This is a genomic window from Yoonia sp. (assembly GCF_046498525.1).
In the GTDB taxonomy this organism is placed as follows: Bacteria; Pseudomonadota; Alphaproteobacteria; order Rhodobacterales; family Rhodobacteraceae; genus Yoonia.
In genome coordinates this window covers 17217-42845 of sequence record NZ_JAWOAN010000287.1, presented here as the reverse complement: position 1 = coordinate 42845, position 25629 = coordinate 17217, and the positions used below count along the sequence as shown (strand labels likewise).

General features: G+C 58.4%; 29 protein-coding genes. 10 read left to right on the top strand and 19 right to left on the bottom strand.

The genetic code is table 11. The features are described 5' to 3' along the window. The first annotated feature begins 276 nt into the window (after positions 1-276). The 3 genes from dusA to R6T97_RS16865 are packed head-to-tail and all read left to right on the top strand — an operon-like array spanning position 277 to position 2903. Positions 277-1263 carry a tRNA dihydrouridine(20/20a) synthase DusA gene (gene dusA, locus R6T97_RS16875; RefSeq protein WP_410350440.1) on the top strand — a complete coding sequence of 329 codons (987 nt, stop codon included), beginning with the start codon at positions 277-279 and terminating at the stop codon, positions 1261-1263. Positions 1264-1272: 9 nt separating this feature from the next. Then, complete coding sequence (locus R6T97_RS16870; protein WP_410350439.1) at positions 1273-2091, top strand: sulfite exporter TauE/SafE family protein; 819 nt, start codon at positions 1273-1275, stop codon at positions 2089-2091. Next, positions 2085-2903 (top strand): hypothetical protein, encoded by an 819-nt coding sequence (locus R6T97_RS16865; protein ID WP_410350438.1) that lies wholly within the window; start codon positions 2085-2087, stop codon positions 2901-2903. The genes R6T97_RS16870 and R6T97_RS16865 overlap by 7 nt, the downstream gene beginning before the upstream one ends. On the opposite strand, the gene R6T97_RS16860 is transcribed toward R6T97_RS16865, so the two are convergent. Then, positions 2821-3480 (bottom strand): helix-turn-helix transcriptional regulator, encoded by a 660-nt coding sequence (locus R6T97_RS16860; RefSeq protein WP_410350437.1) that lies wholly within the window; start codon positions 3478-3480, stop codon positions 2821-2823. The genes R6T97_RS16865 and R6T97_RS16860 overlap by 83 nt on opposite strands. 208 nt (positions 3481-3688) lie before the next feature. On the opposite strand from R6T97_RS16860, the gene R6T97_RS16855 reads away from it, so the two are divergent. Genes R6T97_RS16855 through R6T97_RS16840 form a run of 4 tightly spaced genes read left to right on the top strand, consistent with a single transcriptional unit; the run spans position 3689 to position 6198 of the window. Then, positions 3689-3901, top strand: coding sequence for a twin-arginine translocase TatA/TatE family subunit (locus tag R6T97_RS16855; protein ID WP_410350436.1), 213 nt, complete (start codon positions 3689-3691; stop codon positions 3899-3901). Between the two features lie 31 nt (positions 3902-3932). After that, the gene (gene tatB / locus R6T97_RS16850) at positions 3933-4367 is read left to right on the top strand and encodes a Sec-independent protein translocase protein TatB (protein ID WP_410350435.1); all 435 of its coding nucleotides are present in this window, start codon (positions 3933-3935) and stop codon (positions 4365-4367) included. Continuing rightward, complete coding sequence (locus R6T97_RS16845) at positions 4364-5359, top strand: twin-arginine translocase subunit TatC (RefSeq protein ID WP_410350434.1); 996 nt, start codon at positions 4364-4366, stop codon at positions 5357-5359. Before tatB ends, R6T97_RS16845 begins: the two co-directional genes overlap by 4 nt. After that, positions 5356-6198, top strand: a complete 843-nt coding sequence (locus R6T97_RS16840) for an ATP-binding protein (RefSeq protein WP_410350433.1) — start codon at positions 5356-5358, stop codon at positions 6196-6198. The genes R6T97_RS16845 and R6T97_RS16840 overlap by 4 nt, the downstream gene beginning before the upstream one ends. Positions 6199-6227: 29 nt before the next feature. On the opposite strand, the gene R6T97_RS16835 is transcribed toward R6T97_RS16840, so the two are convergent. From R6T97_RS16835 to pyrC, 13 genes are all read right to left on the bottom strand, one after another. Next, positions 6228-7418: a peptidoglycan DD-metalloendopeptidase family protein gene (locus R6T97_RS16835; RefSeq protein ID WP_410350432.1), complete on the bottom strand. Its 1191-nt coding sequence runs from the start codon at positions 7416-7418 to the stop codon at positions 6228-6230. A 61-nt stretch (positions 7419-7479) separates the two neighbouring features. Next, positions 7480-8121, bottom strand: a complete 642-nt coding sequence (locus R6T97_RS16830) for a protein-L-isoaspartate(D-aspartate) O-methyltransferase (RefSeq protein WP_410350431.1) — start codon at positions 8119-8121, stop codon at positions 7480-7482. After that, on the bottom strand, positions 8118-8903 hold the full coding sequence (gene surE / locus R6T97_RS16825; RefSeq protein WP_410350430.1) for a 5'/3'-nucleotidase SurE: 786 nt from the start codon (positions 8901-8903) through the stop codon (positions 8118-8120). Before surE ends, R6T97_RS16830 begins: the two co-directional genes overlap by 4 nt. Before the next feature lie 87 nt (positions 8904-8990). After that, the gene (locus R6T97_RS16820) at positions 8991-9632 is read right to left on the bottom strand and encodes an SDR family NAD(P)-dependent oxidoreductase (RefSeq protein WP_410350429.1); all 642 of its coding nucleotides are present in this window, start codon (positions 9630-9632) and stop codon (positions 8991-8993) included. A gap of 39 nt (positions 9633-9671) precedes the next feature. Continuing rightward, positions 9672-9938: a hypothetical protein gene (locus R6T97_RS16815; protein WP_410350428.1), complete on the bottom strand. Its 267-nt coding sequence runs from the start codon at positions 9936-9938 to the stop codon at positions 9672-9674. A gap of 145 nt (positions 9939-10083) precedes the next feature. Next, positions 10084-11541 (bottom strand): amidophosphoribosyltransferase, encoded by a 1458-nt coding sequence (purF, locus tag R6T97_RS16810; protein ID WP_410350443.1) that lies wholly within the window; start codon positions 11539-11541, stop codon positions 10084-10086. Between the two features lie 202 nt (positions 11542-11743). Continuing rightward, on the bottom strand, positions 11744-12307 hold the full coding sequence (locus tag R6T97_RS16805; RefSeq protein ID WP_410350427.1) for a CvpA family protein: 564 nt from the start codon (positions 12305-12307) through the stop codon (positions 11744-11746). Positions 12308-12329: 22 nt separating this feature from the next. After that, entirely contained in the window at positions 12330-13694 is a 1365-nt protein-coding gene (gene radA, locus R6T97_RS16800; protein ID WP_410350426.1) for a DNA repair protein RadA, read from the bottom strand. Positions 13695-13736: 42 nt separating this feature from the next. Then, entirely contained in the window at positions 13737-14183 is a 447-nt protein-coding gene (locus tag R6T97_RS16795; RefSeq protein WP_410350442.1) for a paraquat-inducible protein A, read from the bottom strand. Between the two features lie 57 nt (positions 14184-14240). Next, positions 14241-15278: an alanine racemase gene (gene alr / locus R6T97_RS16790; RefSeq protein WP_410350425.1), complete on the bottom strand. Its 1038-nt coding sequence runs from the start codon at positions 15276-15278 to the stop codon at positions 14241-14243. A gap of 90 nt (positions 15279-15368) precedes the next feature. After that, complete coding sequence (locus tag R6T97_RS16785; protein ID WP_410350424.1) at positions 15369-16856, bottom strand: replicative DNA helicase; 1488 nt, start codon at positions 16854-16856, stop codon at positions 15369-15371. Between the two features lie 200 nt (positions 16857-17056). After that, a complete protein-coding gene (locus R6T97_RS16780; protein WP_410350423.1) occupies positions 17057-17725 on the bottom strand; it encodes an orotate phosphoribosyltransferase in 669 nt (222 codons plus the stop codon). A 58-nt stretch (positions 17726-17783) separates the two neighbouring features. Then, entirely contained in the window at positions 17784-18836 is a 1053-nt protein-coding gene (gene pyrC, locus R6T97_RS16775; protein WP_410350422.1) for a dihydroorotase, read from the bottom strand. Here pyrC and R6T97_RS16770 point away from each other — a divergent pair. Then, entirely contained in the window at positions 18805-19242 is a 438-nt protein-coding gene (locus tag R6T97_RS16770; RefSeq protein ID WP_410350444.1) for a hypothetical protein, read from the top strand. The genes pyrC and R6T97_RS16770 overlap by 32 nt on opposite strands. A gap of 106 nt (positions 19243-19348) precedes the next feature. Here R6T97_RS16770 and R6T97_RS16765 read toward each other — a convergent pair whose 3' ends face one another. Together R6T97_RS16765 and R6T97_RS16760 are read right to left on the bottom strand one after the other, a co-directional pair. Next, entirely contained in the window at positions 19349-20290 is a 942-nt protein-coding gene (locus R6T97_RS16765; RefSeq protein ID WP_410350421.1) for a phosphoadenosine phosphosulfate reductase, read from the bottom strand. Positions 20291-20397: 107 nt separating this feature from the next. Beyond that, positions 20398-21621: an acyl-CoA dehydrogenase gene (locus R6T97_RS16760; protein ID WP_410350420.1), complete on the bottom strand. Its 1224-nt coding sequence runs from the start codon at positions 21619-21621 to the stop codon at positions 20398-20400. 256 nt (positions 21622-21877) lie between these two features. On the opposite strand from R6T97_RS16760, the gene R6T97_RS16755 reads away from it, so the two are divergent. After that, on the top strand, positions 21878-22849 hold the full coding sequence (locus R6T97_RS16755; RefSeq protein WP_410350419.1) for an XdhC family protein: 972 nt from the start codon (positions 21878-21880) through the stop codon (positions 22847-22849). A 92-nt stretch (positions 22850-22941) separates the two neighbouring features. Here the strand turns inward: R6T97_RS16755 and infC are convergent, their stop codons facing one another. Then, positions 22942-23487: a translation initiation factor IF-3 gene (gene infC, locus R6T97_RS16750; RefSeq protein WP_410350441.1), complete on the bottom strand. Its 546-nt coding sequence runs from the start codon at positions 23485-23487 to the stop codon at positions 22942-22944. Between the two features lie 196 nt (positions 23488-23683). On the opposite strand from infC, the gene R6T97_RS16745 reads away from it, so the two are divergent. Then, on the top strand, positions 23684-24178 hold the full coding sequence (locus R6T97_RS16745; protein WP_410350418.1) for a hypothetical protein: 495 nt from the start codon (positions 23684-23686) through the stop codon (positions 24176-24178). Between the two features lie 80 nt (positions 24179-24258). Here R6T97_RS16745 and R6T97_RS16740 read toward each other — a convergent pair whose 3' ends face one another. Together R6T97_RS16740 and R6T97_RS16735 are read right to left on the bottom strand one after the other, a co-directional pair. Beyond that, positions 24259-25116 (bottom strand): ferredoxin--NADP reductase, encoded by an 858-nt coding sequence (locus tag R6T97_RS16740; RefSeq protein WP_410350417.1) that lies wholly within the window; start codon positions 25114-25116, stop codon positions 24259-24261. A 72-nt stretch (positions 25117-25188) separates the two neighbouring features. Continuing rightward, the gene (locus R6T97_RS16735) at positions 25189-25605 is read right to left on the bottom strand and encodes a DUF934 domain-containing protein (RefSeq protein ID WP_410350416.1); all 417 of its coding nucleotides are present in this window, start codon (positions 25603-25605) and stop codon (positions 25189-25191) included. Positions 25606-25629: the final 24 nt, after the last annotated feature.

Below are 25629 nucleotides of genomic sequence, written 5' to 3'. Positions count from 1 at the left end.
CAAAGGTGCCCTACGAGCGCTGATTGCGTCAGTCACCAGTTGCATTGAAGATCGCACAATTGCTTGTGCGCCCCATTGTCGGACCTTATGAACTTTGGCGGCCCTCTCGTCTGATCCGGACGCGGGTCGGGCACCGGAGGGAAGTTTGATGATTGAGGCTATTTTCATACGCGGCCCAAGTGGGCTATGGGTCATCGTAGAGGGGCAAATTCGGGGATATAGCGGCGTATTCCTGCAGGCAGCTTTGCCCTGCAGCAGTTTGAAGATAAAAGAGAAATGAAGATAAATCAACACGCAAGACTTTCTATTGCACCGATGATGGACTGGACGGACCGGCATTGCCGGTATCTGCACCGGCTCATGACGCGGCACACGCTTCTTTATACCGAAATGGTGACGGCACCGGCAATCGTTCACGGTGACAGGGATCGCTTGCTGGGGTTTCACGCGCAAGAACAGCCGGTTGCTTTGCAGTTGGGCGGTTCTGAGCCAGCGCAACTCGCCGAAGCTGCGCGGATCGCCGAAAATTACGGTTATGCCGAGATCAATCTCAATTGTGGGTGCCCTTCGGACCGCGTGCAGTCGGGCAGCTTCGGTGCCGTCTTGATGGAAAATCCTGCGCTGGTAGCGGATTGTGTGACGGCGATGATCAAGGCGGTCAGCGTACCTGTGACCGTCAAGTGCCGGATCGGCGTCGATGATCAGGACCCGCAGCAGGTGCTGCCGGAGTTTCTGGCGCAGGTGTCGGCTGCAGGTGTCGACCGGTTTTCTGTGCACGCGCGCAAGGCATGGCTGCAAGGGCTGTCGCCCAAGGAAAATCGGGATATCCCGCCTCTGGATTATGATTTGGTAATGGAAATGAAGGGCTTGTTTCCCCATCTTCATCTTTCGCTGAACGGAGGCATCGGGTCGCTGGACGAAGCTGAGGCGTTCCTAGTGCGCGGGCTTGACGGGGTGATGATCGGGCGCGCGGCCTATCATACGCCATCCGCTATCCTTTTGGAGGCGGATGGACGCATTTACGACGATCCGTTGGGGCGCAGCGCGGAAGACGTTGTGCATCGGATGCTGCCCTATATCGCAGACCACCTTGCGCAGGGCGGCCGGTTGGGGCAAGTCACACGTCATATGCTGGGACTGTTTCAGGGACGACCGGGTGCACGGGGGTGGCGCAGGCATTTGTCTGAAAATGCCCATGCCGATGGTGCAGGACCAGAGGTTGTGCTGGCCGCTCTGGAACATGTCACGCAGTTGGCAGCTTAGGGACGCGAAATGGAAGACATGATGTTGATGGCCATGATGGCCACTGTGCTTTTGGCGCTCGGTGCCTTTGCGGGGGTGCTTGCGGGGCTTTTGGGCGTGGGGGGAGGGATCGTTCTCGTTCCCGGATTTTTCTATGTTTTCAGCGCGCTGGGTTTCGACAGCCCGCAACTGATGCAGATTTGCCTCGGCACATCCCTGGCCACGATCATCGTGACCTCGTTACGTTCCGTTGCAGCCCATAACAAGAGAGAGGCCGTTGACTGGCTGATCCTCAGAGGATGGGTCATTGGCATCGCAGTGGGCGCGACGGTTGGTGTGTTGGTGGCTGCTTCACTGCGGTCTGAGATATTGCAGGCAATCTTTGGGATACTGGCGATCGTTGTGGGCGTCTACATGACCCTTGGCCGCGCGCATTGGCGACTGGGCCCAAAGATGCCCCGTGGCATTCTACGTGCTGTCCTGTCACCGATCGTTGGCTTCCTGTCGGTGCTTATGGGCATTGGCGGCGGGTCATTCGGGGTTCCGATCATGACGCTTTATGGCGTGCCGATCCACCGTGCGGTGGCAACCGCTGCTGGTTTCGGGGTGATCATTGCGGTGCCATCGGTCATCGGTTTCCTGTTTGTGGATATCACAGTGGCACCGCCCTTTACCGTCGGTGCGGTGAATTTTCTGGCATTCGGTCTGGTCGTCGCCATGACACTTGTGACGGCCCCTTGGGGCGCTGCCTTGGCGCACCGGTTGGATCCGCGGCCACTCAAACGGGTGTTCGGAGTGTTCTTGCTGCTGGTTGCACTGAACATGCTCCGTAAGGCGCTGGGATGGTAGCACGCAGGCTTGCACGGCAAGGGTACGTCATTTTCGGGCATGATCCCGATGTGGCGGCCTGGGCCGTGCAAGCACGCGGCGTTGCATTGCAGGTTTTGGCGCAAGGCGGAGAACGCCGCCATGGGAGCACGTGGTTTGTTGGCGTCGACGCTTTGCCGAATGCCCCTGATGGCAGCGTGAATGGTGTTCCTTTGGCGGGCACATGGCGCTTGCATGTCAATGCCCCGCCGCAATGGCATCGCGCGCAGCTTTCCGTCGTTTTCCCTGGTTACCCGCAGCAAGACGCGGGCGAAAGTGACGCTGCACACCGGTTTCGCCGGAACCGGGATGCCGCGCATGTCGACGGGCTTTTGCCGGAGGGGCCTGACAAACGCAGGCATCTGCGCGAACCGCATAGTTTCATTCTGGGGCTACCGCTTGATCCGGTCAGGGCCAGTCCGCTCGTCGTCTGGCGGGGGAGCCACATACTCATGCGGGCGGCGTTTCAGCGGGCGTTTGAAGGTCTGCCTTCCCAGCAATGGGGCGATGTCGATGTGACGGATACCTACAAGACTGCGCGCCAAGAGGTGTTCGATACCTGTGAACGTATCGAGATTATCGCCGGACCGGGGCAGGCGATATTGCTGCACCGGCATCTCTTGCACGGGGTGGCACCTTGGGCTGACGATGCGTCGGGGGATATGCGGATGATTGCGTATTTCCGCCATTGGTTGATCCGGCTGCGTGGCTCTAGGCCTTTTGTCGGTTGTAGTCCGCCAACCCTTTCCCGGCCTCATCGACAAAAAGGCTGGGTAAAATCCGCTGGCTGGTGATCTGGTCGACGCGGATTTCGTCGAACTGACCGGTCGTTTCGCACCAGACAACGCATGTCCAAAGGCGGCCCCAATAATCCAGTTGCAGGGGCCTGACCGTGCGCTTGGAGTCCTGTATCACAAGCTCCAGCTTTTGGCGGGTCCGGACCGCCTGTCGCAACATCGGCAGATGCTGGAAACCGCGCGCGGCATCGGCGAAGGGGTAGATCGCAAAGCCCGATCCGCTGGGTGCGCGGCTGCGGTCTTCTGGCATCACGGCGTCCAGCTTGTCCGAAAGGGTGCGGGCGGCGGCGGAAAGCTCGGCATCATCGGTATGGCGCACGGCGCTCAGCCCCAGATGCAGCGCCTCCATCTCGGTCATGGTCAGGTTCAAGGGGGGCAGGGTGACTGCGGCTGTGACACGGTAGCCGATCCCGCGCTCGCCGGTGATCGGTACACCCGACGCAGCGAGCGTTTCCATATCGCGATAGATCGTGCGCAAGGATACATCGACAGCTTCAGCCAGATCCGAGGCGCGGTGGAGTGATCCATCGCGCAGAATTTGAACAAGCTGCATCAGGCGGTCGGCGCGGCGCATGGTTTTCCTTTTGATTCGGTGTAGTTTTGTCAATTTTCTGGCAACTGACAAGTTTTTGTCACGAGTTTTAGGAAACCCATGAAAAAAAGGGCCTTGGAGCGTTCAAAATTGTCACTTCATGCTTCCATTGATGCCATTCCAGCCCTATCTGTCAGCTTAGAAAGATCAACTGACTTGCGGCGCGCCCGCCCTCCATAGGAGAAAACACATGCTTAACAATATTGGCCTTCCCGGTCTTCTACTGATCGCTGTCGTGGTTCTGGTTCTATTTGGCCGCGGCAAGATTTCCAGCCTGATGGGCGAAGTCGGCAAAGGGATCACTGCCTTCAAGAAAGGCGTGGATGACGGCAAGAAAGAGATCGAAGAGGGTATGGCCGAAGCCAAAGATGTGACCCCTGAAGAAGAAAAAGACAAAGTCTGATCACCTTGCCTGAGCGAAAGGACCGCGCCTGATGTTTGGCCTTGGTTGGAGCGAAATGCTGGTTGTCGGCATCGTGGCGCTGATTGTGATCGGCCCGAAGGATTTGCCCGGTCTGTTCCGGACCATGGGGCAATTCACTGGCAAGGCGCGCATGATGGCGCGGGAGTTTACGAACGCCATGAACCAGGCTGCTGATCAGTCCGGCATAAAGGACGTGTCAAAGTCTCTGAACGCCGCTGCCAACCCCAAGAAATTCGGTACTGACAAGATCAAGGAAGCGACGGGCATGTCCAAGGGTCCTGCAACCACTGAACTGTCCGCAGAGCGTCAGGCGGCAAAAGAAAAAATGAGCAAGGCGATGGGCGATGCCGCTGTTGCGCGCAAGAGCCGTGAGGCCGAAGACGCCGCCGCGAAAGCGGCCGAAGCAGCAGCCACCGAAAGCCCTGCGCCAGAGGCAAAACCATGAGCACTCATGACAACATCGAAGACAGCTCTGCGCCGCTGCTGGAGCATCTGGCGGAACTGCGAACGCGCCTGATCTATTCGGTGATGGCCTTTCTTGTTGGCATGATCATCTGTTTCTCGTTTGGTGGCGCGCTTCTTGATTTCCTGCTCAACCCGATCGAGAAAACCATGCGTGACCTGGGTAATCCGAACCCCGTCATGCAGTACACCGCGCCACAAGAGTATTTCTTTACCCTGATCCGTATCTCGGTGGTCGGCGGCCTGACGCTGTCTTTTCCGGTCATTGCGTACCAGTTGTGGCGCTTTGTAGCGCCCGGCCTTTACCGCAACGAAAAAAACGCGTTCCTGCCGTTTATCGTTGCCTCGCCAGTGCTGTTTCTGATCGGGGCGGCCTTTGCACATTACATCGTCGTGCCGTTGGCGATGGCTTTTTTCCTTGGCTTCGCAGACCTGCCATCCTTTGTTTCGGCGATCATGGCCGGCGCTGTGCCGCCCCCGCCGGGTGCCGATCTTTTGCCGGGTGCTCCGGGTGGACTGGCGCTGCCCAGCGTTGCTCCTGCCACATCCCAAGGCGTTGATATCGTCTTTAACGGTAAGGTGAATGAAACGCTTGATATCACGCTCAAGATGATCGTGGCTTTCGGTGTTTGCTTCCAGCTACCCGTTCTTTTGACCTTGATGGGCTCTGCCGGTTTGGCCAGTTCCCGCGGCCTGCGCAGCACGCGCAAATATGCCGTCGTGGGTATCCTGATTGTCGCGGCCCTTGTCACGCCACCTGATGTGACGACGCAGCTTATCCTGTTCGTGGTCGTTTTCGGTCTTTATGAAATTTCGATCCACCTTGTCGCGGCAGTCGAACGCAAGAAAGACCGCGCTGCACGTGCGGAAGGGATCATCAGCGAGGATGAAAGCCTCTTTGACATTGATGATGATGATGTCAGCGACGGTGAAGCCGCAGCAGATGCCCCAGATGCCGAGGACCCCAAGGCGTGAGCAAGAAAACCTTGCATCGCATTGCGGCGGCGTTGGAGCGGCTGAGCCCGGCGCCGGAAGATGCGCCTGATTTCGCCGCTTCATCTGCTTTTGTCTGGCATGCCGATCCTGACCGCCTCGCGCCTGTTGCGCGGGTCAACCGCGTGGGTGTGGATATGCTTGTCGGGGTGGACCGGTCACGCGATACGCTGATGGCGAATACGGTGCAGTTTGCGGCCGGACTGCCAGCAAATAATGCCCTGTTGTGGGGCGCGCGAGGCATGGGAAAGTCAAGCCTTGTCAAGGCTATACATGGCGCAGTAAATGTGGCTCATCCGAGCCTGAAGATCGTCGAGGTGCAGCGTGAAGACCTGCCGACGATCGGGCGCTGCCTGAACCTGCTGCGTGGCGCACAAGAGCGGTTTATCCTGTTTTGCGATGACTTGTCCTTTGGCCACGATGATGCGCACTACAAGTCGTTGAAGGCCGTGCTGGATGGTGGGATCGAAGGGCGGCCCGACAATGTGGTGCTTTATGCGACGTCGAACCGCCGCCACCTGATGCCGCGCGATATGATCGAAAATGAACGGTCTTCGGCGATTTCACCATCCGAGGCGGTCGAGGAAAAGGTTTCTCTGTCAGACCGTTTTGGCCTTTGGCTGGGCTTTCATCCCTGCGATCAGGATCAGTATCTGGCGATGATCCGGGGGTATTGCGATGCCTACGGCGTCGATATTGATGACGCCACCCTGCGGGCGGAAGCAATCGAGTGGCAAGCAACACGCGGCAGCCGCTCGGGTCGTGTGGCATGGCAGTATTTCACCGATCTGGCGGGCAGGCGGTGCGTGCCATTGGCATAGGCCGCCAACCCGCCCGATATGATGGCCTTTTACTGCAGGAAATCGTCTGGGTTGAGGCTTTGCAAACCGCGCCGCACTTCAAAGTGCAAGAAGCTTGGGTCAGCGGCACGGACCTTGCCGATTGTCTGGCCCCGCGAAATGCTGTCGTTCTTTTCAACAGTCAGCGCGTCCATCTGGGTGTAGACTGTCAACAGACCGTCGCTGTGCTTGAGCACGACAATCGCACCTCCGCTGGTATCCGTCGTGACTGCGGCCACAGTGCCTGATCCGGCGGCTTTCACATCCGTTCCCGCAGGCACGCCAATGTCGATGCCTTCATTCGATCCAGGTGAATAAGCCCGAATGATAGAGCCCTGCACCGGCATCACGAAGCGTGCGCCGCTGCTGGCCGGTTGTGCCGCCGAAGTTCCGAGGTCGGGTGTCGCGGGGACTGCAGCTGCTGCAAGTGGTGCCGCTGGCGCATCGGCTGGCAATGGCAGGGCGGCGCTGGGTGGTACCGGCGTTGCCGACCCGTCGCCGGGTGCCGTTACTTCTGTCGCTGTGGTTGGTGCGGGCGCGGTCCCGCCTTGCGGGATCAACAGGTACTGCCCTTCGCGGATGGTGAATTCGGCATCCAGCCCGTTCCATTCGGCAATATTTGTGACCGGCACATTGTAAAGGCGCGAGATCGAGAACACTGTCTCGCCGCGATTGACCTGGTGACGGATCGGTTCGTTGCCACGCACGACAGGGGGTGTCGGGACCGGTGTCGGCGCAGGTGCTGCCACGACGCCGGTGTTGCGCGCATCTGCGCGGTCGAGCGCGGTGGTGGCCACGGCTGCCACATCAAGCGGTTGGATCGGTCCGGTGGCAATCGCACCGGTGGCAGGCGACGGTTCCGTCACCCGTGAGGGCAGGGCGATAATCTCGTCCCGGCGCAGGATCACATCCGGGTCGATCCCGTTGTATTCGGCCAGTACATCGGCATCGAGCCCGAGACGTATCGCAATCCCGCGGATGGTGTCATCGCGGCGGGCCACGACAACTTGGTAGTTGGGATAAGAGATTACGCCACGGTCATCAGGGCGCGGCCGTCCGGAAAGTGACTGGACAGCGGTGGATGTATCGAACCCGTTTCCGATATCACGCATATCGAGATCAAAGTCCGCACATGCCGCGAGTGCGATCATTGCCACACCCGTCATCATACCGCGCCTTACAGGGATTTGCCCGTTCGCCATCCTACCGCTCCTTTGCCAAGCCGCCCCTTATCTATGAGGTCGTACCATATTTTGTGGTACTTTACTCTTGTCCGAGCCCTTCTAGCAAGGGCACAAACCGAACAGAGCGCAATTCATCATATTCCAGGCCGGTTTCGGTGCGCGTGACACGGATCAGGCTTTGTACCGCGTCCGACTGTCCGACAGGCAAGACCATGATACCGCCGACACGCAACTGCGCGAGCAAGGGTCCGGGCGGGTCTTCTGCGGCGGCGGTCAGCAGAATGCGGTCAAAGGGGGCCTGTTCCGCAAATCCGTGGCTGCCGTCTGCCGTGAAAGTGGTGATATTGGTGATGTCATTGGCCTCGAACACCGCGCGGGCGGCCTGCACAAGGCGGCGGTAGCGGTCCACGGTATAGACACGCCGGGCCAGCCTGCTGAGGATGGCGGCCTGATAGCCCGAGCCTGTCCCGATTTCGAGAACCTTGTCACGCGGATTGATCTGCAAGGCTTGCGTCATCAGGCCAACAACGGAGGGCTGGCTGATGGTTTGGCCGCAGGCGATGGGCAGGGGCATGTCATCGTAGGCGCGGTCAGCGAACGTGCCTTTGATATAGTCGGCGCGGTCAACCTGCTCCATGGCCGTCAAGACACGCGCGTCGGTTACGCCCTTGCTCCGCAGGGCGTAGAGGAATTGCATCTTCGTTGCCGCGTCAAAGGTCACTTGAGCGCGTCCTTCAATTTGTCCACCATCGTATAATCCGTCAGATCCACCCGCATCGGTGTGATCGATATATAGCCGTCAAGATTTGCCGCCGCATCGGTGCCCGGTGCCGTGGGTTCATGTTGCGGGCCGCCACGGACCCACATGAACTTGCGTCCGGAAGGTGACATCTGGGCCTCTGCACGGAAGCGGGTGTTCAGGCGAAAGCCTTGTGTCGTTGCGGCCATGCCCTTGACCGCAGCGGCGGGAACCGGCGGGAAGTTGACGTTATAGAAAACCCTGTAATGGGCTTGATCCCAAAGCGTTTCGTTCAACAGGGCGCGCACGGTGGCCGCGCCATGGGCGGCGGCGGCCTCGAACGGATTTTCGAGGTCCTTGTTGTCCATGCCGTAAAACTGTGACAGCGCGATTGACCGCACGCCTTGCAGCGCACCTTCGATGCAGGCACCAATCGTGCCGGAGTAAAGCGTATTTTCAGCGGCGTTGTTGCCCCGGTTCACACCAGATAAAAGCAGATCGGGCGGATTGTCCTTGAGCACATCGTAAAGCCCCGCGATCACGCAGTCGGCGGGCGATCCTTCGGCAGCGAACAGACGCGGCCCCATTTCGACGATCATCGTCGGGTGGGTGTAGCTGATGCAGTGCCCGACACCGGATTGCTCGAACGCGGGGGCGACGGTCCAAACCTCGCCATTCGGACCGGCAAGCTCTTGCGCGATCTCCGTCAAGACCTTCAGGCCCGGTGCATTTATGCCGTCGTCATTGGTGATCAGAATACGCATGAAGCCGCCCCCTTTGCTTGTGCCCTGTTCCTATGCGCAGAAACGACGGGCGGCAAGTATCGGGACATGGCGCATTATCGGATGGCCCTAGCCGAGGATCATGGGCAACAGTCGCGCTGCTTCTGCCGCCGGGTCGTTCAGTGCCGCGCGATCCTCGCCGGGGTAGAACCGGGCGCGTGTCGCCGTGGGCATGGGCTGTGGTGTCAGGATTTGCACCTTCGGCCCGGTATTGACGCTCTCGGCGGCCCAACTGCGGGCGAGGGCGATTTGCGCGCCCTTGGTGGCACCGTAAGCGCCAAAGAACTGCGCCCCGCCGCGTGGGTCGTCAAAGAAGACCGCTTGTCCTGTCTGCCCCAGCAAAGGGCTGACGTAGGCAATCAGACGCGATGTGGCTTCGATGTTGATCATCATGGACTTGGCAAGGTCCTTGGGACCGATGTGGCCTGCGGGGGCAAGCGGGGCTGCGTGAATGGCTGTGTGTAGCCAAAGATCGAGGCTACCCCAGCGGTCGTAGATGCCACGGCAAAGCTGCTGCATCGCCTCGTCAACGGTAATATCCATCGGTGCAAGCGTCGCTTGGCCGCCTGCCGCCTGGATCGCATCATCCAGTTCTTCCAGCGCGCCGACGGTTTTGCCAACGGCGATAATGTGATGGGTGGGCGCAAGGGCCTTGGCCAATGCCGCCCCAAGGCCGCGTGAGGCGCCAGTGATGAGTGCAGTTTTTGTCATAGGCCGCGTGATGTGCCGAACAGCGTTAGAGGTCAAGTCCTAGCTGCGTGGCAATGCAAGTGACTGCGAGCGCCCCCAGCGGTCGGTCAACAGCACCTGATCATTTCCAATCGCGGTCACCCGCACGCCAAAGGCTTCGTCCCCGACATGGACCCGTGCAATCTGCCCGCGCGAGGATCGCAGCAAGGCAGATGTGCCGTCATGGGCCTCCATCACGCCGATGACGGCAAGCCCGTTTAGGTCTAGCGCGTTGGGCATTGTTGCTGTGACGCCGGGTTGACCGGCGTTTGCTTGTTCGTCCGACATTTTGAAAACCGCATCGATGTTTATGTTTTGCGTGCTCTTGTCAGAGAATACGGGAAAGCGATAGGGGCATGGACCACCCTGACGCTGTCTAATGCGCACAACGCAGGACAAAGGCGTTCACATTATCGTTAACGCCACGGCCGCGTTATTCTGCGGCGGTTTTGGCCTTAAAACCTTGTTCGATCATATCCGATGGTGCGACCGGATATTCCCCCGTGAAACAGGCATCGCAATAGGCCGGAGCCTTGGGGTCGCGACCGCCTGCTTCGCCGACAGCGCGATAGAGACCATCGATCGAGATGAACTTGATGCTGTCGACCCCAAGATGATCGCGCATCTCCTCTTCGCTCATTGTCGCGGCCAACAGTTTTTCGCGCTGCGGAGTGTCGACACCGTAAAAGCAAGGCCATGCGGTGGGGGGCGACGCGATACGGAAATGCACCTCGGCTGCACCGGCATCAAGGATCATTTCCTTGATCTTTCGGCTGGTAGTGCCGCGCACAACGCTGTCATCGACAAGGATCACGCGCTTGCCCTTGATCAGCGCACGGTTGACGTTGAGTTTCAGGCGCACACCCATGTTGCGGATGCTTTCTGTCGGTTCGATAAAGGTGCGCCCCACGTACTGATTGCGGATGATGCCCATCGCGTAGGGAATGCCGGATTGCAGGGAATAGCCAATCGCGGCGGGTGTTCCGCTGTCTGGGACGGGGCAAACAAGATCGGCGTCGACCGGAGCTTCTTTCGCCAGTTCGCGTCCGATGTTTTCGCGGGTTTCGTAGACAGAGCGCCCGCCAAGGATACTGTCGGGGCGGCTGAAATAGACATGTTCGAAGATGCAGAAACGCGCGCGTTTCGGACGGAACGGAAAGTGGCTGGCGACGCCGTTCTGAGTGATGACGACCATTTCGCCCGGTTCGATCTCGCGGACAAATTCTGACCCGATGATATCCAGTGCACAGGTTTCCGAGGCCAGCGCCCAACCATCGCCGATCTTGCCCAGCACAAGTGGGCGTACACCCAGCGGATCACGGCAGCCGATCAGCTTGGTCCGCGTCATGGCGACGATGGAAAACGCACCTTCGACCTTGCGCAGGGCTTCTTCCATGCGGTCGGGAATGGTGCGGCCCATGGACCGTGCCATAAGGTGGATGATGCATTCACTGTCGGACGAGCTTTGAAAGATGGACCCGCGTTCGATCAATTCGCGCCGCAGCGACAGTGCGTTGGTGATATTGCCGTTATGGGCAATGGCTGCACCGCCCATCGCAAATTCGCCAAAGAAGGGCTGTACGTCACGCAGGGCGGTCTGGCCTTTCGATCCGGCAGTGGAATAGCGCACATGGCCGATCCCGATCGTGCCGGGCAATTGGGCCATCATCGAAGCAGATGTAAAGTTGTCACGGACCAGCCCCATGCGGCGTTGCTGGTTGAACCCTGTTTCGGGGTCGTGGGTGACGATCCCGCCTGCTTCCTGACCGCGGTGTTGCAGGGCGTGCAGGCCGAGCGCGACAAAATTTGATGCGTCGGTCACGCCGACCACGCCAAATACGCCGCATTCCTCCCGCAGTTTGTCATCGTCAAATGGATGGGCGGGGGGCATCGAGGTGGACAAGGGCAGCTCCGAATCCGTTGGTGTGGGTTGGTCCTGTCTTAGTCGGTCCGGGCGCGAGTGTCACGAAACGATCATAAACCCTGATGCAAAGTAACATCAGGATTAAATAGTCGCGCACGCTACCTTCACAAGTGCAACGCGACCACCACTGATCTGCGATGACCGAACCGGATGCGGCGGGACGGCTGCGTTATTCCGCCGGGGCGCCGCAGTTGCCGACAAGCTGCTGGTACTGTTCTGTAATCCAGCCCAGTGCCTGTTCGGGGTTCTGTTCTTCGATCTGGCCGGTCAACTGCGCAAAGACATCCGCCGAACGGCTGTCGTCGATCATCGCGATCTGCTGGGTTGCAAAGATCGTATCATAGACAAAAAATGCGACTGCAATCAGCAGGATGCCACGCAGAATGCCGAAGAAAAAGCCCAGCCCTTGGTCAACGCCCCCAAGGGCGGACCTTTGGATCACGCTGGAAAAGAGCGGGGTGAAGATGGAAACGACCACAAGAGCCACCGCAAACACCGCTGCAAAGGCAGCAATGATGGCCAATTCGCAGCTGTCGCCGATGAAATCACCCAAGATCGGGATTTGGCGCACAAGCGGCTCGACCTGATCGGCAAATATGAAGGCAACGACTGTCGCGCCGATCCATCCGGCGATGGCCATCGTCTCGCGGACAAAACCACGGCTGTAGGCCAAGACGCCCGACAGCAAAACGATGATCGCGACGCCAGCGTCGACAAGTGTGAAACCTTCCATGGTCCGTCTCCTGCGATTGACGCTATCTTGCGCCAAATACCTCTTCTACAAAACCGGCCAGATCGTCGGCGTACCGCAGACCCAAGCCCGCCACACTGGGCTGTTTGGCCTGTCGTGGCAGTATCGCAGTTGTAAAACCAAGTTTTTGCGCCTCTTTCAATCTATTTTCCGTTTGCACCACAGGACGTAGCGCACCCGACAAACTGATTTCGCCGAACACGACGGCCTCTGACGGCAGTGCCGCGTCTTCGCGCGCCGATACCAAAGCGGCGGCGACAGCAAGGTCCGCACCCGGTTCCGAGATGCGCAAACCCCCTGCTACGTTGAGATAAACGTCCAATCCGGTGAAAGGCACACCACATCGCGATTCAAGCACCGCAAGGATCATCGCAAGCCGCCCGCCATCCCATCCGACGACGGACCGGCGCGGTTGGCTGTGTGGCGAAGGTGCCACAAGTGCTTGTATCTCGCACAGCATGGGGCGGCTGCCTTCGATACCGGCAAAGACGACCGATCCGGGGGCAGGGGCGCCGCGTTCTGACAGGAACAGGGCCGAAGGGTTCTTGACCTCGGCCAGTCCTTTGCCGGTCATTTCAAAGACGCCGATCTCATCCGCCGGGCCGAAACGGTTCTTGACCGACCGCAGAATACGGAACTGATGGCCGCGTTCGCCTTCGAAATACAGAACGGTATCAACCATATGTTCGACAACGCGCGGGCCTGCAATCGTGCCGTCTTTGGTCACATGGCCCACCATGACGACGGACATACCGTTGCGCTTGGCAAATGTTGTCAACTCGTGCGCAGAGGAGCGTACCTGGCTGACACTGCCCGGCGCGCTATCCACGTTATCGGCCCACATGGTCTGGATGGAATCGATGATCGCCAGATCGGGTTTTTCAGCCTCGAGCGTGGTCAGGATGTCGCGCAGGTTGGTTTCCGAGGCGAGCATGACAGGGCTTTTTTCAAGCCCCAGACGGCGGGCGCGCATCTGCACCTGCGCGTTTGATTCTTCGCCGGAAATATAAATGACTTTCAATCCGTTACGCGCAAACCTTGCAGCGGCCTGGAGCAGCAAGGTTGACTTGCCGATCCCTGGATCACCACCCACCAAGAGGGCCGAAGCCTTGACCAGCCCACCACCCAGCACACGGTCCAGTTCACCAACGCCGGCCTCGGTGCGGGGCGGTTCTTTTTCCTGCGTTTCAAGATCGGTCAGCGGGATCGTCTTGCCCCGGATCGCGCCAAGCGACTTGCCCTTGGGGCCGCTGGACAGCGCTTTGGATTCGCTGATGGTATTCCATGCCTGACAGGCATCACATTGCCCCGACCATTTGCGAAACGACGCACCACATTCAGAGCAGGAAAAGGAAAGGTCTTTGGCCATGTTCACCTTTTGGACCAAAAGGGGAACCTTGGCAATGATCGTTCAGGCATTTGCCTTGGCGTGCGGTGTGAGCGCCGAAATCACGATGGACGCAAGAATGCAGGCGGTGAACAGATAAAGCCCCCAACCGGTTTCGATTTTGCCGATACCGACGCCTTTGAAAACCACGATATAGAGGGCGATGAGAAAGACATCGGCCATTGCCAGCTTGCCAATCCACGACAATACCGGGAGTGTTCTGTCCTTCAACAGATCGAAATGCACCAAGGCCAGACCAATCGTCTTGAGGTAGGGTGCAAAGAGCGCGAAGGCCGTGACAAGTAGCGCCAGCGCCACATCGCTACCCCAAAGCGCCTGCATGCCAGATATCACGCTGATCTCGCTCAACCCGAAAATCGGAAGCAGACCTGCCCGCATAAGGGGCGCAAACCACGCGATCGGAAACAGCGCGAGGAGCGACAGATTAGCGATGCGTAGAAAAGTGATCATAAGAAAACCCATATAAGGCAATCTCTTAGAGATTGAAACTCATCTGATCGGTGAGGTTTATTTGCCAAAAGTCTTGCGCTGGTAGCGCGTGCCAAGTTGGGTCAGTACTTCGTATCCGATTGTCCGTGCATCCTGCGCGACGTCATCAATGGTTTGATGCGGCCCAATCAGTGAAAGCTTCTTTGGTGTTTCTGTCAGGTCTGTGATGTCGATGGTCAGCAGGTCCATCGACACACGCCCGACCAACGGACAAGGCGTGGAGCCGTGATACAGCGTGGCCTTGTCAGACAGGATGCGCATGATCCCGTCGGCATAGCCGCCGGACACGGTCGCGATCCGGGATTGTCGCGGTGCCTGCCATGTATTGCCGTATCCCACGACCTCGCCTTCGGCCACATCGCGGATTTGGATGACGGGCAAGTCTACCTCGATCACTGGTGCCGCCTGCGCGAAGGGCAGGCCGCCATAAAGGCCGATCCCCGGACGGGTGAGATCAAAATGATAGTCGGGTCCCAGCAGAATACCACCCGTTGCACCCAGTGAGCGGGGCACCTGAATGCCATCCGTCATCTTCCTGAACTGGGCCAACTGGTAGGGGTTCATCGGATGATCCGGTTCGTCCGAGCAGGCCAGATGCGACATCACAAGGCGTGGCTTCTGCGCCAGTGCCAACTCAGCAACGGCTGCCCATTCCTGCATTTCCATGCCCAGACGGTTCATGCCAGTATCCAGCTGGATACCAAAGGGATGGCCCGGCAAAGTCTCGAGATGGTGCGTCAATTGCTCGACTGAATTGATCATCGGAGTCAGGCCCAATTCGCGGATCAAATCGGTGTCGCCCGCCATATGGCCGGAAAACACGCTGATTTCAGGCTTTGGTCCCAGTTCTGCGCGGATCGGGATCGCTTCTTCGGCGACGGCAATAAAGAATTGCCGCACACCGGCCTTGAACAGCGCCTTGGCCACATTGGCCGCCCCCAGCCCATAGCCGTCAGCCTTGACCACCGCGCCCGTCTTGCAGTCGGTCATAGCGTCCAGCGCACGCCAGTTGGCGACGACGGCGTCAAGGTCAATAATCAGGCGTCCGGTACTCATGGCGACCTTTTGGCAGGCACCAGCAATCTGGGCAAGTGATTTACAGCAAGATGCGCGATTAAGCCTGAGCAGAGCGGATTGGCCGCCCTGCTAGAACTGCTGCTCTGACCCTTGTTGCCACGGTTTCACAAGATTGCCAAAGCGCGTGAACTCGGCGGTGAAAGACAGCTCGATCGTGCCGATCGGGCCGTGGCGCTGTTTGCCCACGATCACCTCGGCCTTGCCATGCAGGCTCGACATTTTTTCCTGCCATGCAGCGATGGCTTCCATGTTGTGATCTTCGGGCTTTTCCCGCTCCACGTAGTATTCGCCGCGATAGACGAACATCACGACGTCGGCGTCCTGCTCGATCGAGCCGGATTCGCGCAGGTCTGACAGCTGCGGGCGCTTGTCTTCGCGGTTTTCCACCTGACGCGAAAGCTGCGACAGGGCGATGACGGGAATATTGAGTTCCTTCGCGATGGCCTTGAGGCCCATCGAGATCTCACCGATTTCCTGCACGCGGTTTTCGGATGTGCCACGCACCAGCTGCAAATAGTCCACGATAAGCACATCAAGGCCATGGGTCCGCTTGAGCCTGCGCGCCCGTGCGGAAAGTTGCGAAATCGGGATCGCGGCAGTGTCATCGATATAAAGAGGGCAGGATTCCAGTTGCTTGGCGGCATCCACGAAACGCCGGAATTCGCTTTCGGTCATGTCGCCCTGACGAATCTTGTGCGACGAAATCTCCGAGGCTTCGGCCAGAATACGGCCCGCCAATTGCTCGGCGCTCATCTCGAGCGAGAAGAAGCCGACAACGCCGCCATCGACCGCCCCTTCGCTGCCATCCTGCATTTGGCCCTTGCGATAAGCTTTGGCGATGTTGAACGCAATGTTGGTTGCAAGCGACGTCTTGCCCATCGACGGGCGCCCGGCAAGGATCAAGAGGTCGGACTTGTGCAAGCCACCCAGCTTTTTATCCATATCCGTCAGGCCGGTAGAGATACCAGCCAGACCACCATCACGCTGATAGGCGGTATTGGCGACATTGACGGCTTCGGTGACGGCGGCGAGGAAAGACTGGAACCCCTTTTCGGACACGCCCTGTTCGGCCAGCGTATAGAGCGCCTGTTCTGCCTCGACGATCTGTTCCTTGGGCTCATGCTCGACATCGACCTTGGCGGCCTTGTCAGTGATGTCGCGGCCCAGCTTGATCAATTCGCGGCGTGTGGCCAGATCATAAATCATCTGGGCATAATCGCGGGCCGCAAAGGCTGAAATCGCGGCACCGGCCAGACGTGCCAGATAGGGCGGTCCGCCCAACTCCTTGAGGCCTTCGTCTTCCTCCATGAAGGTCTTGAGCGTCACCGGACTAGCCAGCATGTTGCGCCCGATCCGGCTGGCTGCGGTCTCGAAGATACGCGCATGGACGGGATCATAGAAATGCTTGGGGCCAATGATGGAAGCCACGCGATCAAACACATCGTTATTCGTCAGAATAGCACCCAATAGCTGCTGTTCGGCCTCGATCGAGTGCGGCATCACATCGGCGTCGGCCTCTTTGACGCCTGTCGCGTTAAATGCTGTCAGTTCGTTCATTGCTACTCACCTGTTGCCCGTGGGGTCTTAGCAGTCGCCCCGCACGGCAGACCAGTTCCAAGTCTGTGGATATCATAGGATAACTTTGCGCAGTATCGCGGATTTGGTCGCCTCAATCAACATCTTGTAGTGCGCCGATGCTGTTGCGCATGATAAGCGGTTGTTCATGCCGCTTTTATACACAGCTGTGGAAAAGAAAATCAGGCTGGCGTCCAGCCTGCCGGATCATTGAGGTATGCTTCAACCGCGTCCAAAGTCGCCTGATCATACGCACCGCGCGCTTTGGCTTCTGCCAGCACATCCCACCATGTGCACAGCGAAATAAGCTGCACTCCGTGGTCTGCCAAAGTTTCTTCCACACCCTCAAAGATGCCATAATAAAAGATTACGGCGGTTGCCGAACACGTTGCCCCCGTGTCGCGGATCGCATCGACGAACGATAGTTTGGACCCGCCATCGGTAGTCAGGTCCTCGACAAGGATCACCCGTTGACCCTCGGTCATGACACCTTCGATGCGGGCATTGCGGCCATAGCCCTTGGGCTTTTTGCGCACATAGGTCATCGGCAGCGCAAGGCGCTCTGCAACCAGAGCACCGAAAGGGATGCCTGCGGTTTCACCACCGGCCACGTTGTCGAATGCCTCGAATCCGGCGTCGCGCATGATCGACACGGCCATAAAATCCATCAGGGTAGACCGGATGCGCGGGAAAGAGATCAGCTTGCGGCAGTCGACATAGGTCGGGGCCTGCTTGCCGGAGGCATGGGTGAATGGTTCGCTTGCGTTGAAATCAATCGCTCCGATCTCGATCAGCATCCCGGCGGTCAGCCTTGCGATTTCTTCTTTTGCAGGAAACGAGGTGGGGATCATGGTAAAGGCCTTCATCTTCTCATGTTCAAAAATACCTCCGCCGGAGGCATCAGGTCTCTCAGTCCGCGACACGCCAGTGCAGATCAAACCCCGGATCAAACACGGTTACGGGGCCGTCCACTGTCTCGATTTGCGCTGGATAATGCACCGGATCGCCCTTTGTCAGCGTGATCGTTTCGTCATTCGGCGGCAGCCCATAGAAGCGTGGCCCGTTGAGCGAGGCAAAATCCTCGAGCTTTGCAATCCGACCTGCGACATCAAAGACCTCTGCCAGACAAGACATCGTGTTGGGCGCGGTAAAGATCCCCGCGCATCCGCAGGCCTGCAGCTTGTTCGGGTCGGTATGTGGCGCGCTGTCGGTGCCAAGGAAAAACCGTTTGTCGCCGGACACGGCAGCCTGCACCAAGGCAATGCGATGGGCCTCGCGCTTGGCCACTGGAAGGCAATAGAAATGTGGTTTGATCCCGCCTGCCAGAATATGGTTGCGGTTGATGATCAGGTGATGCGTCGTGATTGTCGCAGCAAGGTTCTTGTGGCTGTCACGCACATAATCGACGGCATCCTGTGTTGTGACGTGTTCCATCACAACCCTGAGATCCGGGACTTTCTTGCGCAGCGGCTTCAGGACCTTGTCGATGAACACAGCCTCGCGATCGAAGATATCAATATCGTTGTTGGTCATTTCGCCATGCACGCAAAGCGGCATCCCGATCTCGGCCATCACCTCAAGAACAGGGCGGACCTTGTCAAAGTCGCGCACGCCAGACGCAGAGTTCGTGGTAGCGCCGGCGGGATAAAGCTTTACGGCAGTTGCAATACCTGCGGCATATGCGGCGCGCACATCTTCGGGATCGGTCGCTTCGGTCAGGTAGAGCGTCATCAGCGGTGTAAAGTCGGCCCCTTCAGGGACCGCCGCGATGATCCGCTCGCGGTACGCGACCGCTTGTTGCGAGGTCACGACCGGCGGTACCAGATTCGGCATAATGATCGCACGGGCGAAATGACGGGTGGTTTCGGGTAACACCGCTTTGAGCATTTCACCGTCACGCAGGTGCAAATGCCAATCATCGGGGCGACGCATGGTCAGGCTTGTCAAATTTCTCTCCGGCATGAGTTCGGATTACACCCTTGCCGGAGCAGACACCATAGGTTTTGCAATTGTCCTTGCAGAAGAAGCGGCATTTCCCGATATTTCCATTGTAGTCGTTGGATCAAGGGAGCGATACGTTATGCTGGGATTTCTGATTGCCGCCGTTGCGGGGTATCTGACACCACAACTCGAAGGGCCCGTGGCCGGTCCTGTCGTCAAGGTGCTTGAGACGTATTTTCCAGTTGCTGCGAATGAAAGACGGCTGATCGCCTTTATGCTCGCCCTTTTGGCGGCAGCTGTATTGGCAGCCGCATTCGATAGCGGCTCTGTGTTCGGGATAATCTTCGGCGCAATACTGGGATACTTCGGGACGCGTATTCTTGATGTTTTGAAAAAAGTCATCGAAGGCCGACGCGATAACGATTAGGTTGATTTGGCTCTGGCGGTTTCTGTGGCGACCGGTGTGTTGCACACGCCCCGGCCGACGTTCGCCTGACCCAAGACGGGATCATGCGCCACGTCGACCGTCGCACCTATAGCGTCAAAATACTCTGGGTCGGGCTGAGTTCTTCGTATTTATCGACAAAGAACGCCTTGTGCCCCCGTCTGATCATATAGGCGCAAATGATGCGGGCCAGCTTTGGATGGCCAGTGACGACCAGCCGGCGGACAAGAGCGCGAACGTAGGTAGGGTCATACCGCCGCGCGCGCAAAAGCTGCAAGAACCGGCGCCGGTCGAGTACCCCATCCATCGCCAGCTTGATCAGCACATCATGGATACCCATCCGGTCAAAGGCCTGATCCAGATCGTCCCCCATCAAAGGGCAGGGGAGCGCGGTCACATGCGGCTTGCGAAACAAGGCGGCATGGCAAGCATCAAGCCGCTCGACCGGGTCATAAGCGACAAACACGCGTCCGGCCGCGTCGATCATTTCAGGCGCATAGCCGTATCTGTCGTTAAAGTTTTTCCTGCGGGCGAATTTATAGCGTTGGTCCCAGCCAGCCATTTCAGTATCGAGCGTCGCCTGCGGGCGCAGGGCAATCACTGTCGCGCCGGGTGCGGCCACTGAAAACGCAGCGGCTGCATAGGATGCGCCACCGCCACCACCATGAAAGATGATCCGTTCGAAATCATCAAAAAAGCCTTCATCGACCAGACGGTCAAAGAACGCAAAAACGTGGTGGTCGCGAAACCAGCTTTCCCTCAATGAGAAAAGTGACAGATGCGACCAGCCGTCATGGCGGGCGTATGCAAATCCACGCGGCTCTGCGTCCACATTGTTTTCGCGGACGGATTGAACATTCTCGAATGTCACCAGCAGGTCATTGCCGGCCTCCAGAAAGCCGGCGAAATGTTCCCGCCCAAGCTGTTCGAAAAATCCGTTGTCTTCACAAACATCATCGACCTGCGCAAGCCAGTCATTGGCTCCAAGGTCTCTGAAATTAACATCGATGGCTAGTTGCCGGTCTTCCATACTCATTACTCCGAGGTCGGATACACAACCGACCGTACACTCAGAAATACATAGCATTTAAGGCGACAGCTAGACACCAATCATGTGTTTAATGTTGCCTGGATAGCCTAAAAGAAAGCTTGGAGCCCTGTTTGTGCACGGCCAAGGATCAATGCATGCACATCATGCGTTCCCTCGTACGTATTTACCGTCTCCAGATTGACCATATGGCGCATGATCTGGAAATCCTCGCTGATTCCATTGCCCCCATGCATATCGCGTGAGGCTCGCGCCACATCGAGCGCCTTGCCGCAATTGTTGCGTTTCATCAGGCTGATCATTTCGGGTGCGGCTTTGCCTTGCTCCATCAAACGGCCCAGTTGCAGGGCAGCTTGTGTCCCGAGCGCGATCTCGGTCTGCATATCGGCCAGTTTCTTCTGGAAAAGCTGTGTCTGTGCCAGCGGTTTGCCGAACTGCTTGCGATCCAGACCGTATTGACGGGCCGCATGCCAGCAAGCCTCTGCAGCACCCATCACGCCCCAGGCAATGCCATACCGCGCCCGGTTCAGACAGCCGAACGGCCCTTTGAGGCCCTGAACACCGGGCAACAGAGCATCTTCCCCCACCGCGACAGCGTCCATCACGATCTCGCCGGTCACAGATGCGCGCAAGCTCAACTTTCCACCGACTTTTGGCGCGGAAAGCCCCTTCATGCCCTTCTCCAGCACAAAGCCGCGGATCTTGCCGCCATGCGCTTCGGACTTCGCCCATACGATGAAGACATCCGCGATTGGCGCATTGCTGATCCACATCTTGGACCCGCTGAGCACATAGCCGTCGGCGGTCTTCTTGGCGGTGGTCTTCATGCCGGCCGGATCACTGCCCGCATCCGGTTCGGTCAGGCCGAAACAGCCGATCAGCGTGCCTGCCGCAAGTCCGGGCAGATATTTCCGGCGCTGCGCGTCGCTGCCATAGGCATGGATCGGGTACATGACCAATGACGACTGTACCGACATCATCGACCGATAACCGCTATCCACACGCTCGATTTCGCGCGCGACAAGGCCGTAGGTGACATATCCAGCACCAAGCCCGCCAAATTCTTCGGGGATCGTCAGCCCCAGAAGGCCCGCGGCACCCATCTCGGCAAAGATCCCCGGATCGACCGTCGCCTCGCGGTAAGCATCAATCACGCGGGGCTGTAACGTCCCTTGCGCAAAGGTGTTTGCCGCGTCGCGCAACATCCGTTCGTCTTCGGTCAGCTGGTCTTCCAGCCGCAGGGGGTCGGCCCAGTCAAAAGGACCCAGATCAGGGCCGAAACCTGCGGCTTTCATCGGTGTGGACTCGTTCATTGTATCTGCTCCCAGCTTTTGCTGCATAAGCTATGCCTTCTGATGTGTCGGGGCAATGGATGGCTGGGTATGATCTTTATGCAAATCAATTCATGCTTCTTATGTTCAAAAATACCTCACAGGGGTCTGGGGATGTGAAATCCCCAGTACGATCAATATCCAGTGCGATCAATATGATGCTGTTGGCCTTGCGTTGATAATGCGGTATCCGTTCGGCCGTGTTAAGAATGGAGACCTTCAAGAAATTGCCCGCATTATGACAGATACAATCACGGACCTTCCCCAACTCGCGCTTGACTGGCACCGCTCGGGCCGTGGCGTGGCAATTGCCACCGTGGTTCAAACCTGGGGGTCGGCCCCGCGTCCGGTTGGCAGTCAGCTTGTGATTGACGCTGACGGGGCGATGGAAGGCTCTGTCTCTGGCGGTTGCGTCGAAGGGGCGGTGGTGACAGATGCCATCGACGCCATTGCCGATGGACAGCAGCGCTTGCTGAGCTTTGGTGTCAGCGATGACGAAGCCTTTGCCGTCGGGCTGGCCTGCGGGGGCGAGATAAAGGTGCTGGTCGAACCGGTCGGCTCCGTCATGCCGGTCGAGATTTTGGAGAGGCTGACCGACGCCCGCTATCTGTCGCAGCCGGTTGTCTATGTCACCGACATCAAGCAAAGCCGGCCACGGCTGCAGGCCGCATCCACTTATCCCGAAAGACACCGCACCGATACGTCCGGGCTCGAAGAGGATGGCCGCACATTTGTTGCCGTCCATAACCCGCCCTTGCGGATGGCGATCATAGGGGCTGTCCATATCGCCCAGTATCTGGTCGGCATGGCACGCGCCTGTGGATACCGCACGATCCTGATCGACCCACGCCCCGCGTTCGGATCGCAAGCGCGCTTTCCGGGCGAAACGATACGCGGTGACTGGCCCGACGAGGCCCTGCGCGCACTGAAGATCGACGCACGCACGGCGGTGGTGACCCTGACACATGATCCAAAGCTTGACGATCCGGCGATTGTGACGGCGCTGGAATCAGAAGCGTTCTATCTTGGCTGTCTTGGGTCCACCCGGACCCACGCCAAACGTGTCGAGCGGTTAAAGGGTGTCGGTTTCACCGAAGCGGAAATCGGACGCATCCATGGCCCGATCGGCCTTGATCTGGGCGGGCGTCAGCCTGCTGAAATCGCCGTCAGCATCATGGCGCAGGTGACTCAGATCCTGCGTCAGAAATGATGAAGCCTGTCGCCTTTCGATCATCGCGAAGCTGGAAATGAAAAAGCCCTCACAGATGTGAGGGCCCTTCGGAATGATTTTGTATCACATCGCTATTTTGTCACCGGCCCGATCAGCATGACCATCTGGCGACCTTCCATCTTGGGGAAGTTTTCCACCTTGCCGATGTCCTTGGTGTCCTCGGCCACACGTTCCAGCAATTCACGGCCCAACTGCTGGTGTGCCATTTCACGGCCACGGAACCGCAAGGTGATCTTCACCTTGTCGCCGTTTTCAAGAAACTTGAAGACGTTGCGCATCTTCACTTCATAGTCGTGGCTGTCGGTATTCGGGCGGAACTTCACTTCCTTGATCTCGATGATCTTTTGCTTCTTGCGGGCCTCAGCTTCTTTTTTCTGAGTCTCGTATTTGAACTTGCCATAGTCCATGATCTTGCAGACCGGCGGATTTGCGTTGGGCGAAATCTCTACCAGATCGAGGCCGGCATCATCTGCCATGACCATCGCACGTTCAGGTGTCACAACACCGACATTCTCGCCGTCAGCGCCAATAAGCCGGATTTCCGGTGCCCTGATCCGTTCGTTGATCCGGGGGCCCGTGTCTCGTTGTGGTGGCGCGTTATGAGGTCTGCGTCCTATGATCTTTATCCTTTGATTGTTCCGTCTCGGTGTTAGCCAAAGTAAACGCCACAATGCGCAGCTTCAACCCGCAAAAGATGCGGTTTTCTGCCGATTTGCACCTCGCGATTACACTTTCTCTTTCGTAAGTCTTCTGACATATCCAAAATCAAGGTCAGATAGGGCCTCAATCAACGAAAAATGCAAGGATATTACCATGCGTGCAATTATCATTCTCGTCGTCGTCGCGATTATTGGCTTCTTCGGCTACCAGTACGCGGCCGAAGGGCGCGGCCCGGGTGAAGCAATCGGCGTTCTGACCGGTGCCACTCAAGAAGCGGAACGTGCAGCCGCCGAGGCTGCAGCCGCCGCGGAGGCAGAGGCCGCCGCCGCTGCCGAAGCTGCCGCTGAAGCTGAAGCTGCCGCCGAAGCCGAAGCACAAGCTGCCGCCGAAGCTGCCGAAGCCGCCGCCGCCGAAGCTGCCGCTGCGGCTGAAGAAGCCGCTGCGCAAGCGGCGGACGCTGCCGAGGAAGCCGCGACCGAAGCTGCTACCGCTGCTGAAGAAGCCGCTGCCGAAGCTGCTGCGACTGCCGAAGAAGCTGCGGCAGCCGCCGAAGAGACTCTCAATGATGTCACTGATTCGATCGAAGGTGCCGTTGGCGATGCGCTGGACAGCCTCAACGGTACGACAGAAGAAGAAGTCACTGAGTAACGCGGCAAGGCACCGCCGTTACTTCGCTTGAAAATAAAACGGCCGTACCGGACAAGGTGCGGCCGTTCTCGTTTGCGCTGTCAGTCGAGAAACGCCTTCTCGACCACATAGTGTTGCGGGTTCGAGTTGGCCCCTTCGACCAGCCCGTATTCCTCCAGCATGCCCTTCAGTTCGAGGTTGAACGCCAGATTGCCGCAAATCATCGCGCGGTCGGTATCGGGTGACAGCGGCGGTACGGCCAAATCTGCAAAGGCCTCTCCCGAGCGCATCAAATCGGTGATCCGCCCCATCTTGGGGCTCTCTTCGCGGGTCGTGGTGGGGTAGTATTTGATCTTTTTCCAAAAGCCCTCGCCAATGACTTCGTTGAGAAGTTCATCCTCTTTGAGCGCCGCGATCAGGTCACGGCCATAAGCCAGCTCGCCGACTTCGCGGCAGGTGTGGGTGATGATCACCTCGTCATAGTCTTCATAGGTTTGCGGTTCGCGCAGCAATGATGCGAAGGGGGCAAAACCGGTACCGGTGGCAAAGAACCAGAGCCGCTTGCCAGGCAGCAGGGCGTCATGCACCAGTGTTCCGACAGGCTTGGGCCGCAAGATCACCTCATCACCCGGCTGGATGTGTTGCAGTCTTGATGTCAGCGGCCCGTCCTGCACCTTGATCGAGTAGAACTCCAGTTCTTCGTCCCAAGACGGGGAGGCGATGGAGTAGGCCCGCAAGAGCGGTTTCTGTTTGCCCGTTTTCGGGTCGGGATCACCCATCAGGCCGATCATCACGAATTCACCCGACCGGAACCGCAAGGATGCAGGCCGCGTCACCCGAAAGGAAAACAGCCTGTCGGTGTAATGCTTGACGTCTGTCACCATCTGCGCGTCTGGCAGTGTCGGCACGGCTTTGGCGGTATCTGTGGTCACGGGGGTCTGCTCGGTCATATCATTCATGGCAGCCCTGATAGGGGCGCCCTCCGGTTTAGTCGTTGATCTGGATCAGGGGAAGGGGGTGGGTCGAATTCTCTAGATCGAACCCCGCAAGCGGGCCTGATAGTGATGGTTTTGCCAATCCGCACGGAATTGCCATTGGTCCTCGGGTTGACGGGCGGCAAGAGTTGGGTCGATTTCAACTTCGTCAAAGCCGGACCGCCGCGCCATCGCGTATTGGTCGGCCAGCACATGGCCCTTGGCCCGCAAGCGTCCTTTATAGCCTGCGCGGCGCAACATCGCAGCCAGTGTGAACCCGCGCCCATCGGCGGATGAGGGGAAGTCGATCCGGATCATCGCTGCGTCGTTCAGCCCCGCCAAGGCCTCTGGCGCGGTGTCCGAGGGCAAATCAATGCCACAGGCGTAATCATGCGCGGCGACCTCGTCCAAACGCACGAATCCGCAGGCGAAATCATCGTCGGCAAAGCCTGTGTCTGTCACAATGATGTTCATTTTATTTTCCTCGAGAGCCAGCGC